General features: G+C 66.7%; 9 protein-coding genes and 1 pseudogene. 4 read left to right on the top strand and 6 right to left on the bottom strand.

Annotated elements, in window-relative coordinates:
* Window positions 1-206: 206 nt before the first annotated feature.
* Window positions 207-1,204: pseudogene (locus BIV24_RS32810) on the top strand (IS5 family transposase).
* Between the two features lie 19 nt (window positions 1,205-1,223).
* Here the strand turns inward: BIV24_RS32810 and BIV24_RS29905 are convergent.
* The 5 genes from BIV24_RS29905 to BIV24_RS29885 form a co-directional block, all read right to left on the bottom strand.
* Complete coding sequence (locus BIV24_RS29905) at window positions 1,224-2,180, bottom strand: ornithine carbamoyltransferase (RefSeq protein ID WP_071369602.1); 957 nt, start codon at window positions 2,178-2,180, stop codon at window positions 1,224-1,226.
* A gap of 47 nt (window positions 2,181-2,227) precedes the next feature.
* Window positions 2,228-3,286 (bottom strand): ornithine cyclodeaminase family protein, encoded by a 1,059-nt coding sequence (locus BIV24_RS29900; protein ID WP_071369600.1) that lies wholly within the window; start codon window positions 3,284-3,286, stop codon window positions 2,228-2,230.
* A gap of 276 nt (window positions 3,287-3,562) precedes the next feature.
* A complete protein-coding gene (sbnA, locus tag BIV24_RS29895; RefSeq protein ID WP_245767003.1) occupies window positions 3,563-4,558 on the bottom strand; it encodes a 2,3-diaminopropionate biosynthesis protein SbnA in 996 nt (331 codons plus the stop codon).
* A gap of 62 nt (window positions 4,559-4,620) precedes the next feature.
* Complete coding sequence (locus BIV24_RS29890; RefSeq protein ID WP_143064701.1) at window positions 4,621-5,841, bottom strand: ATP-grasp domain-containing protein; 1,221 nt, start codon at window positions 5,839-5,841, stop codon at window positions 4,621-4,623.
* A 661-nt stretch (window positions 5,842-6,502) separates the two neighbouring features.
* A complete protein-coding gene (locus BIV24_RS29885) occupies window positions 6,503-7,756 on the bottom strand; it encodes an MDR family MFS transporter (RefSeq protein ID WP_177198873.1) in 1,254 nt (417 codons plus the stop codon).
* Between the two features lie 470 nt (window positions 7,757-8,226).
* On the opposite strand from BIV24_RS29885, the gene BIV24_RS29880 reads away from it, so the two are divergent.
* The 3 genes from BIV24_RS29880 to BIV24_RS29870 all read left to right on the top strand — a co-directional run bounded on the left by BIV24_RS29880 (window position 8,227) and on the right by BIV24_RS29870 (window position 10,023).
* A complete protein-coding gene (locus BIV24_RS29880) occupies window positions 8,227-8,643 on the top strand; it encodes a hypothetical protein (RefSeq protein WP_071369597.1) in 417 nt (138 codons plus the stop codon).
* Window positions 8,644-8,853: 210 nt separating this feature from the next.
* On the top strand, window positions 8,854-9,411 hold the full coding sequence (locus BIV24_RS29875; RefSeq protein ID WP_071369596.1) for a glycoside hydrolase family 25 protein: 558 nt from the start codon (window positions 8,854-8,856) through the stop codon (window positions 9,409-9,411).
* Between the two features lie 69 nt (window positions 9,412-9,480).
* Window positions 9,481-10,023, top strand: coding sequence for an MOSC domain-containing protein (locus tag BIV24_RS29870; protein ID WP_071369595.1), 543 nt, complete (start codon window positions 9,481-9,483; stop codon window positions 10,021-10,023).
* 11 nt (window positions 10,024-10,034) lie between these two features.
* Here the strand turns inward: BIV24_RS29870 and BIV24_RS29865 are convergent, their stop codons facing one another.
* Window positions 10,035-10,697 (bottom strand): NADPH-dependent F420 reductase, encoded by a 663-nt coding sequence (locus BIV24_RS29865; protein WP_071369594.1) that lies wholly within the window; start codon window positions 10,695-10,697, stop codon window positions 10,035-10,037.
* Between the last annotated feature and the right edge of the window lie 261 nt (window positions 10,698-10,958).

The following is a 10,958-nucleotide window of genomic DNA, read 5'->3' as shown; positions in this document are numbered from 1 at the left end:
AGTACGTCCAGTACGAGGGCTTCCGGCCGGCACGCCGAGAGCACGCTCCCCCACTCTCGGCTTCGCTCGAGCGGGAGGTGCCCCCACGACGCCGCTCCTTAACGGGCAAACGTTGCCTGCCGCGGCACTAGGGCCTGTTCTGAGTTGAGATCTCGGGATCGGTGATTCCGGCTTCAGGAGGGTGCCGGCTGCGGTAGACCGGTCGCGTGACTCGTAGTGATCTGACTGATGCCGAGTGGGAGTTGATCGAGCCGCACCTGCCGCTGGGGGCGTTCGGACCGATCCCTGACCTGCGCAGCTACTTCAACGCGGTGATGTGGAGGTTCCGGACCGGCAGCCCCTGGCGGGATGTGCCGGAGGGCTACGGCTCTTGGTCGACGATCTACGACCGGTTCCGGATGTGGGCGCGTGACGAAGTTTTCCAGACCCTCATGGACGCGATGATTGCTGAGGCGGCGGCCCGCGACGACGTAGATCTCAGCCTGGTCAGCGTGGACTCGACCGTTGCCCGCGCGCATCACCACGCGGCGGGCATGGTCGTCGACCCGGAGCTCCTTCAGGACCTGGAGAAGGCCGTGGCGGAGGAAAAGGGGCTGCAGCAAAGGGGCAAAACGACCCTGCAGGCGAGGGGCCCGCGGACAGAGAGGACCCCCAACGAGAACAACGCCGCGCCGTGCGTCGACGCCGCAGGGCCCGACTGCGGGCCGCCGAACTGGGCCGCTCACGAGGCGGGCTCACCAGCAAGGTCCACCCCGCCGTCGAGCGGCGCTGCCGCCCGCTGTCCATCGTCCTGACCCCCGGCCAGGCCGCGGACAGCCCGCGCTTCATCCCCGTCCTTAAGAAGATCAAGGTTCGCGGTCCGGTCGGCCGCCCCAGGACCCGGCCGGACGCAGTGGCCGGCGACAAGGCCTACTCCTCCCGCGCCAACCGCGCCCACCTGCGCAGACACAACATCAAGGCGGTGATCCCGGAGAAGGCCGACCAGGCCGCCAACCGCAAGAAGAGGGGACGCTCCGGCGGCCGCCCGGTCAGCCACGACGCCACGCTCTACAAAGATCGCAACACCGTCGAGCGCGGCATCAACAAGATCAAGGAATGGCGGGGGCTGGCCACCCGCTACGACAAGACACCCGAGAGCTATGCCGCCGGGCTCCACCTGCGCGGATCCATCCTCTGGTTACGCAGCCTGCCAGCCCTTCCCTGATCTCAACTCAGAACAGGCCCTAGGTCAGACACCATTCGAGTACGGCCATCGCACTGGCCAGCTTCATCTGCGCCTGGTCCCAGGCCAGCGACCGGGGCCCGTCGAGTACGCCGCTCGTGACCTCCTCGCCCCGGCGGGCGGGCAGGTCGTGCATGAAGAAGGCATCCGGCCACCGCGCCATCAGACGCTCGTCGACCGTGAACGGCGTGAATGCCGTCCGCCAGTCCGGATCACTTTTGCTGGTCCCAGTGGTCTGCCATTGAGTCGTGTAGACGACGTCCACGTCGCCGTCGATATCGTCGACCCGGTGCACCTCGACGACCTTGCTGCCCCACTCCTTCGCCGTCTGCTGGGCTCGAACGAGGACCGCGGGGTCGAGCCCGTACCCGGCAGGCGTCGCCAGGGTCAGGGCGGCTCCGGGGACCAGTGCAAGACCTCGTGCAAGGGCTGCGGCCGTGTTGTTCCCCTCGCCGAGATAGGCGAGATGGAGCCCCCGCAGCGAACCGAAACGATGGGAGAGGAGGGCGATGTCCGTGAGACCCTGGGTCGGGTGCTCTTCGCGCACCATCGCATTGACGACGGGTATCGAGGCTGTGCCGGCGAGCTCGCGCAGATCATTCTCACCGACAGAACTCCTCACAACCAGGGCGTCGAGCATTCCCCCCAGGATGCGGCCGGTGTCCGACAGCGACTCACCTGTGGCGAGTTGCAGGTCGTTCGGCCCGAAGGCGATGACGGTACCGCCGAGCCGTACCGCACCGCTGGTGAAAGCCGTCCGGGTGCGCGTCGAGGTGTGGCCGAACAGCGTGCCCACCACAAGATCCTGCAGGGGGCGCTCCTTGGGGCGTCTGTTCTCGTACCAGGCGCAGGAGCGACGGACGAGCGTCTGCAACTCCTCAGGTGTCAGGTCGTGCAGGGAGATGAGACTGCGCTGAGGGCGCAGCCCATCAGCCCGAACGGCTGTCTGGTCCGTCATCGCTTCGCCTCCGGTTTCTTCGATGTCCGGCTCCGGCTGGAACAGGTTCATCTGTCTGCCCGTTCTGGATCACCCATGAGATCGACGACCGTTCCCAGACCGGCTACCTCCGCCCGTACGGCCACCTCCTGACAGACGGCCACGTCGAGGATCGCCATGCCGAAGGGGTTGCTCACGACAAGGCCGTCCTGCGGGCGAATCGCTTCCTCGCGGCCGAGCAGTACCTCTCCGTACCGCCTCGCCAGGGCATGCCCGTGCCCGGACGAGGATTCCGTGTCGGCTACCACGTCGCCGGCCTGCATCACCGATCCGAGGACACGACGAGGGTTGTCCCGCACAAGGTCGATGTCGTCGACGTAGATCGCCTCAGCCTCCAGGAACACAGCCGGCATCACGTCGTCGAGCGACACGTGTGCGATGAAGGTCCCCGGGGCGAACCAGCCGGGCGGAATGTACGGTTCGGACGATACTGTCAGCGTGACAACCACCTGGCTCGCCTTCACGCACGACTCGACGTCCGGGTGCTCGGTGACTTTCACATCCGGGCAGTGTGTTGCGAGATCCCGGCGAAGCGCGGCCGTCCGGGCGGGGTCGATGTCGTACAGGTGAAGCTCTCGGACTGCCCGGAAATACTGGACGAGCAGCTTCGCGTGCATGGCCGCAATGGTGCCGCATCCTATGATGCTCACCGCGTCGAAGTCCGTGGGGCCGAGCGTACGCAGGCTGGACATCGTGTAAGCGGCAGTGCGCAGCGCGCTGACGTGTCCGGCCTCGACCAGGGTGACCGGGCGGGCGGTCTCCGGATCGAAAAGCACCGTGAAGCCGCCGGCGCGCTCGATGCCCAAGGCGGGGTTGGTCACCGAGGCGTTGATCAGCTTGATGCCGTACGCCATGCTCCGGCCTTGCTGTACGCATCCGAGCATCGCTACCGCGCGCGAATACGCGCCGGCGGAGTTCTCCCAGGCCATGTACCCCTCGGCGGGCAGGTCGGAGCGGCCCAGGGTGTGCTCGCACACCGCGGACTCGACCACGCTGACGGGATCGATCCCGGCCAGGCAGCGCATCACTGTGGCGCGGTCGAGAATCCTGATTCGGTCTGGCTTCACTTGAGCCCTTCCTCGTGGAAGTACGTCGAGAGCTGCGGTGCGCCAACGGTGTCCGGCTGTTCGAGAACCGCGTTCAGGAAAGTCAGCCGGTCGGCGATTTCGTTGTCCCGTTGGCTTTTGGCCGACCCCAGGTCCTGTCCTGGCCCTGTCCTGGTGGAAGCCGGCCGGTGTCAGTGCACTCCGCCGAGTCGGCGGCCCCCCGGACCGGCTACCGAAGGGGCTTCGCTCCGATGAGGACGGCACAGTCGTCGTCGGCACCGGCCGGCGTCGGAGCGGTCACGAAACCGCCCTCGCGCCGACGAGTGACTCGCTGTCTTCGTCCGACGTCCCGACGAGCGGGTGCTCGGCGGTTGCCACGCCGTAGACCAGGTCGATGTACCGGTCTCCTCGGTCGGGGAAGAGGGTGACGACGGAGGATGCGGGGCATATGGAAGGGACGATTTTCCGGATGGCTGCGATGACGGATCCGGAGGACCCGCCGGCGAAAATCGCCTCTGTGGACAACAAGTCGTGGCAGGCCTCGATCGATTCCTCGTCCGTCACCTCGACGACACGGTCGACGAGGCTCTCGTCGAGCAGCTCCGGCACCCGGCTCGAGCCGATCCCGGGAAGTCGGCGCGGCCCGGGAGGATTGCCGAACACCACCGATCCGACGGCGTCCACGGCGATCACCCGGAGCCCTTCGGAGTACTCTTTCAGCCGGTGTGCCAGGCCGTTCAACGTGCCAGTTGTGCTCACCGCAACTACCAGATAGTCAGGGTGGCTCGGCAGGTCCTTGGCTATTTCCTCCGCGGTGCTCCGATAATGCGCTTCAGGCCCCAGGGAGTTGGCGTACTGGTTGATCCAGACTGCCGCGGGGTCGGCAGCCAGTATTTCTTTCACTCGCGCGATACGCGCGGGTAGATAGCTGCCACCGGTTGCCGCACCGTCAACCAGCTCGATCTGCGCACCGTAGCTTTTCAGAATCGCATGGTTGCTGGATGTGATGTGCGGATCGACCACCAGGGTGAGGCGCAGGCCATGGATCCGGGACATCATGGCCAGTGCGACACCGAAATTTCCAGAAGTGCTCTCGACGATGTGCACCCCGGGACGAAAGAGACCCTCACGTATGCCGGTCTCGATGATGTGCCGCGCGGTACGGTCCTTGACACTTCCTGCAGGATTGAGCATTTCGAGTTTGGCGAATACCTGCGGTCCCGTCGGGAAGAGGCGTCTCAAGTGGACCATCGGGGTGCTGCCGATACATCCCACAATAGAGTCGTGCAGCAAGAATCCCCCTCAGGTAATTACTTGCCCGTCCGATTTTTCGGCGGTTTCCTATTCGCCCCGGGTCAGGCGTACTTGACCTCCACCCGGGAAAGGTATTCCTCTGCGACGGCCAGTGAGGTATCGAATTCATCGGCCCAGGAGATGGCATGGCCGAGGCGGTCGCCGTTGTCGACCACCCCGTTGATCTGCATGGGTCCCGAGGTGAAGGTGCTGCGGACGATTCCGGCAGGCAGTATGGACGGGGGCGTCACGGACTTGATCAGTCCGGTGCGCCGGGGCGTCAGATAGAGACTTGCCGCGTAGCCGCCGCGGGCGCCGCCGGCCGATTCGCCGGCGGGAAGGCCCAGATGCAGACGCGTATACAAGTCGACGGCATCATGCCCGATGGTGAGCCGCATCAGCTCACGAATCTGGTCGCCGCCCAGCCGCGGATTGATCTCGATCAGCGCCGGCACACCATCGACGATCTTGAACTCGACATGGGCGGCTCCCCGGCGGTGTCCCACTGCAGCGAGCCAGTCGACGACCACCCGCGCTATGCGAGCGTCCTCCTCGGCCGTCCCGAAATGATACGGAAACATGGCCCCGAGCTCGACCCGGAAGGGGAGCTCGGCCATCAGCTTCTTGGTGAATCCGAGGAACCGCCAGCCGTCGGTGCGGTCGTCCCATATCAGCTCGGCCGTGAACTCCGGCCCGTCGATGAACTCTTCCACCAGGGCGTACCGGGCGCGGCGGTAGCCGCGGAGGTTGACCGGGTGGGCGGCGATGGTACGCAGTGCCCCGCGGTACTCGTCGTCGGACGAACAGACCCGTACGCCAGTACTGCCACTGTCGTCCACGGGTTTCACCACGCACGGGTACCCGAGTGGAGACGTGTCGCCCGGCTCGTCCAGCGGCACGCGTGCGGCCGCCACGGAGCGTCCGACGCCCTTCGTCAAGTTGCGGGAACGGTCCTTGAAGTGGCAGTTGAGCAATCCGTCCACCGGGGCGTGCGGCAGGCCGAGCCGCTCCGCGATCACGGCTGCCTGCACCAGCCGGTAGTCGTCGAACGCGATCACGGCGTCCGGCGCGTGATCGGTGAAGAAATGCATGAGCTTCACCAGGTCATAAGTGTCGACCACGCTGTGGGCATCGGCAATGCTGACCGGGTTCGGAGAGAACTTCTCGTACTCCGATGGATCGCGGGCGACGAAATGAACTCGATAACCCTTTTCCTTGGTGAGCCGCATACCTTCGGAGCCGTAGTCCAACCCGTTGCTCTCGATAAAAAAGGCGGTCTTCACTCAGGGTCCCCAATTTCGGATATCTTGCGTTCGACAATCAGATGACTTGCTTACCTGGAGCCCAGACACGGGCGACACTCACGGAGTATTCGCCGAACTCCAAGAAAACGATCATGAAAGCCCTCGCTGACGCTGAGGAGACCCCCTGTCGTTTATGTCTTTCATGCGACCGGCGAGACGTAACCTAACATCGTGATCGCGCCCACGAAATATACCTCCGTGTGATGGTCGTCACATTGGATGACGAATGGATTTCAAGTCCGTTCGCTGTGCAGGCTCAGGATTTGCCGCCGCTGGATACGGCGGGTTATTGCGACGGATGTGCTGGTTCATGTCCGTCTTTCCCGTTTATTCCTGCCATAGGCTTACAACATATTAAGGGAGTGAATCACGTGGCAAGTTGACCATGCTGGTGATCTCTCCGAGCGGTTGATTCCTGACGGGTTATGGGCTCTGGTCGATCCGTTGCTGCGAAGCGCCGGCGGCAACGACTCACTCACCGCAGCGGCCGAAAGTGGTGGCTGACGCGCCATCGACGCCGAACGTGCCGCGTTCCAACTCCCGTACGACCTGATCACCGACGGCTATCGCCTGCCCAGTACCGGGCGGAAGCCTTTCTCATGGCGCGTTCGCGTTGCCGGGTGGGCGTCGGGCCCGGCTCTCAGGCCGTACGGGCCTCCGGCCCGGCCTCGTCCGGAACCGCCGCGGTCGGCATGTGTTCCTCCGGCAGTCGCCGCAGGAGGACGCCGAACCCGATCCCCGCCAAGGTCCCCACGACCGCGCACACCCCCCACAGCCACTCCGGGCCGAGGTGGTCGATGACGGTGCCGGACATGAGCGGGGCGATCAGGATGGCGGCCGACCACGCCAGCGTGTTCATGCCTTGGTAGCGTCCGCGCCCCTGAGCGGGTGAGAGCCGGACGACGAGCCCCGCCAGCGTCGGCGTGTAGCCGATCTCTGCGAGCGTCCACACGCACACCGTGAGCGCGAAGACGCCGACCGACCCGGCGAAGGCGGTGAGTCCGAGGCCGTACCCCGCGAGGAGCGAGGAACCGATCATCAATGCGCGCGGATCGCGGTGCTCCATGAAGTACGTGACCGGGATCTGCAGGGCGACGATCACGAAGCCGTTGACGGCGATGGCCAGGCCGTAGTCGGCGGACGTGAACCCGGCGCGGCCCATTGCGACCGGGAGTCCGACGTTGCCCTGCTGGAAGAGGACGGCGACAAGGCAGGACAGTCCGACGACGGCCATGTACCGCCCGTCCCGCAGCACGGTCACGAGGCTGACCCCGTCCTCTGTCTGTTCGGCCTTGGGCATGGGCCGGGACTCGGGCACCTTGAGGAAGACGATGACCGCACACGCCAGCGTCATCCCCGCCTCCATGAGGAACCCGGCGAGATAGCTGAACTCGGCGATGAACCCGGCGGCCACGGAGGCGACGGCGAAGCCGAGGTTGACGGCCCAGTAGTGCAGCGAGAAGGCCCGCACCCGGTCCTGGGGCCTGACGATGTCGGCCACCATCGCCTGCACGGCGGGCCGGGAGGCGTTGGAGGCCATGCCGACGAGGAAGGCGACGGCGGCGATGGCCACGGGGCCGCGCATGAAGCCGAGCAGCGCAATGGAGCCGGCGGTGGCGGACTGGGCGATGAGGAGGGTGGGCCGCCTGCCGAGCCGGTCGGCCATCACCCCGCTCCCCAGCGCGGACACGACCCCGCCGAGCCCGTGCACGGAGGCGACGAGACCGGCGTACGAGGCCGAATAACCGCGGTCGAGCGTGAGGTAGAGAGCCATGAACGTGACGACGAAAGCGCCGAGCCGGTTCACGAGGGTGCTGGTCCACAGCCACCAGAACTCCCGGGGCAGACCGGAGATGGTTTCCCGGGCGGCGCGTTTCAGTGCGGCAAGTGGCATGGGTCCCCCAGGGTCAGGCGGGTGCGTAAGCGACTCAAGCGGTGGGTGCGACTTACGGGCATCCTGTCCCTGGAGGCCACGATTTAACAGATACCGTCAACCGCGCGGTCTCCGCGCGTGACCTTGTCCCCGAGAAGTCCCCAACAACCGAGCAGATCAAGGATGTGGCCCTGAATTCGCGGTCAAGGGACTGATCGCGTCCGGGGCCAGCATGAACGTGAAGTACAAGGAGACGGCTCGGGGCGGGCTGGCGGTCAACATCATCGAGTGCTGAGGGACATACCGACGGTTGCGGGTGACCCGCGACGTGCGTGCGATCCGCGGCGTGCGCGCATTACCTCTGACGTAATCGACCGTCCGAAGCCGGCCGGGCAAAGTGATCCCTACCAGGCCTCGGGCCGGCGCACTCCGGCCCGAGGCCCTGGCAGACCATTCCACGGGACCCCGACGCCCCCGGAGGCCGATCCGTCATGTCCGCTCTTCAGCTCGCCGCCCTGGCCCGCACCTCCGAGCCGCAGACCATGCTGCGTCGCTTCCTCGCCCTCGACGCCGTCACCACCACCGGCAACGGACTCGCCTACCTCGCCGCCTCCGGGCCGCTCGGCCGGTTCCTCGGCATGGACCAGGGGCTGCTGCTGGGACTCGGCGCCTTCCTCACGCTCTACGGCGCGGGCGTCGCAATGCTCGCCGCGCGCAAGAACCCGCCGGTGCTGCCGGTCCGCGCCGTCATCGAGGCGAACCTGGCCTGGGCCGTGGTCAGCCTGATCGCGCTCGCCACCTGGCTGTCACCGACGGTGGCCGGCACCGTGTGGATCCCGCTGCAGGCCGTCACGGTCGGCGGCTTCGCGGCCCTGCAGTACGCGGCGCTGCGCGCGACGCGGGCCTGACTCGGAGCTCCGGACCGCCTGGGCGGGCGCACTGGACACGAGATCGGTACTACGGAAAGGAACGGCCGACGACCGGGCCGTGAAGTCTCCCTCGGTTCTCAGTTCGATGGCTGACAGGAGCTGCCCTTCGCGCTCAGGCGGGTATCACCCGTACACGGGGTAGCAGGCACCAACGCCCTTCTCCCCACGAGCATTTCAGGGAGTACCGCCATGCTGCGAGGCATCGACGTCAGTGCGTACCAGTCGTCGGCCTACGACACGGACGGCCTCTCCTTCGTCTTCGTCAAGGCGACGGAGGGGCGTACGTATGTGAACCCCAGACTCACCGCCCAGGTGAAGACCGCCCGGGACGCCGGCTGTGTGGTCGGCTTCTACCACTTCCTGTGGCCCGGCGACCTCACGGCCCAGGCCGAGCAATTCGTCGCCAAGGCCCCTGAGAAGGCGGGCGATCTGCTGGCGGTGGACTGGGAGACCACGGGCGACGGCACCTATGCGAGCAACACGGAGAAGGACCTCTTCATCCGCGCGGTGAAGAAGCTCCGGCCCGGCTACCGGGTGATCCTCTACACCAACCGCAACTTCTGGCTCACCGTCGACACCACCTCGTACGCCGGTGACGGCCTGTGGATCGCCGACTATGTCACCGCGGGCAAGCCCCGTATCAAGGCGGCGTGGCGGTTCCACCAGTACTCCTCCGACCCCGTGGACAAGGACGTCGCGAACTTCGCGACCAAGGCCGCGCTGCGGGAGTGGGCCACGGGCGCCTGAGGCGGGTCACGTCTACTCTCTTGACCCGTGGCTGAACAGCAGTCGCATCGAGGAGGGGAACTTCAGCACATGGGTGGGACGGTCAACGCGGTCAGCAGCAACGGGGCGTATACGTTCACCAAGCCGAACCGGGAGAGCATCAGGCTGCTCACGGGGCTCGGCGTGGAGGGCGACGTGCACGCCGGAGAGACGGTCAAGCACCGGTCCCGGATACGGAAGGACCCCACGCAACCGAATCTGCGGCAGGTGCACCTCATCCACGAGGAACTGTTCGACGAGGTGCGGCAGTCCGGGTTCGACGTGGCCGCCGGACAGCTCGGGGAGAACGTCACCACCCGAGGGATCGATCTGCTCGGCCTGCCGCGGGGAACCCTGCTGCACCTCGGGAATGAGGCCATCGTGGAGGTCACGGGGCTGCGGAATCCCTGCGCCCAGATCGACGGCTTCCGAAAGGGGCTGCTGAAGCAGGTCGTCGGGCAGGACGAGAGCGGAAAGGCCCGGTTCAAGGCCGGGATCATGAGCATCGTCGTGACGGGGGGTGTGGTGCGGCCCGGCGACCCGGTCGGGATCGAGTTGCCCGACGGACCGCACCTGCCCCTGGAGATCGTCTGAACCGGCCGGTCCTACGCGCGGAAGTCCGCCGTCCGCTCGCGTGACGCCTCCGTCAGCGCCTTCTCGACGGCCTCGGCCCCCGCCCGCAGGCCGTACACGGGGGTGGCGGGCTGCTGACGCCAGGAGTCGTCGATGCCGCCGGCGTCCACCGTGTCGAAGCCGAGTCCGTCGATGAGGGCCCGGACCTTCGCCTTGGCCGCCTCGTCGTCACCGGCCACCGGAAGCGCCATACGGTCGGGGTCGCCGGCCGGGCGGGGGCGCTCCAGGATGTCCTGGGCGTAGGTGCCGTTGAACGCCTTGATCACGGGGTGGCCGATCTGCCGTTCGGTCCAGCGGCTCTCGGTCAGGCCCTCGTCCTCGATCTCGGCGATTCTTCCGTCCCGCTCCTTTGGGTAGTAGTTGTTGGTGTCGATCACGGCGACATCCTTCGCCGCGCCGTCCAGCACACCGGTCGGCAGGTTCGGGACCGCCTTGACCGGGATCGTGATCACCACGACCTCGGCACCGCGGGCCGCCTCCCCGACCGTGACGGGGGTCGCGCCGGTCTCCTCGGCCAGCGCGGTGAGCGTGTGCGGACCGCGGGAGTTGGCCACGGAGACGTCATGACCGAGGGCGGTGAGCCGCCGGGTGAGGTTGCCGCCGATGTTGCCCGCGCCGATGATGCCGATCTTCATGACTGGCCTTGCCCTTCCGGGGGTCGGTGTCACGCGGAGCCGCATCGGCCCCGCCGGTCGGCAATACGAACCTCCCGGACCGACCGGGCTATTCCGCTTCCGCGCCGATCGGGTGACGGTTGGGCGGGACGGCGACCGGTAGGGCTCTCGCCGGTCCGGCGGCCGGTGGAGGGGTTGGGCCACGCCCAGGCATCCGCGACGGCGCCACGCCTCGGTTTCTCTCGCCAACTGGTGCCCCGGCAGGCAACGTTTGCCCGTCAA

It is taken from the genome of Streptomyces colonosanans (assembly GCF_001866645.1).
Classification (GTDB): Bacteria; Actinomycetota; Actinomycetes; order Streptomycetales; family Streptomycetaceae; genus Streptomyces; species Streptomyces colonosanans.
Note: the sequence above shows the minus strand (reverse complement) of the source record. Positions and strands in the feature narration are given on the sequence as shown.

Excerpts from the sequence above, each read along its gene's own strand:
- BIV24_RS29905 (WP_071369602.1), bottom strand. The coding sequence starts at position 2,180 with ATGACGGACCAGACAGCCGTTCGGGCTGATGGGCTGCGCCCTCAGCGC.
- BIV24_RS29885 (WP_177198873.1), bottom strand. The coding sequence starts at position 7,756 with ATGCCACTTGCCGCACTGAAACGCGCCGCCCGGGAAACCATCTCCGGT.
- BIV24_RS29880 (WP_071369597.1), top strand. The coding sequence starts at position 8,227 with ATGTCCGCTCTTCAGCTCGCCGCCCTGGCCCGCACCTCCGAGCCGCAG.
- BIV24_RS29875 (WP_071369596.1), top strand. The coding sequence starts at position 8,854 with ATGCTGCGAGGCATCGACGTCAGTGCGTACCAGTCGTCGGCCTACGAC.
- BIV24_RS29870 (WP_071369595.1), top strand. The coding sequence starts at position 9,481 with ATGGGTGGGACGGTCAACGCGGTCAGCAGCAACGGGGCGTATACGTTC.
- BIV24_RS29865 (WP_071369594.1), bottom strand. The coding sequence starts at position 10,697 with ATGAAGATCGGCATCATCGGCGCGGGCAACATCGGCGGCAACCTCACC.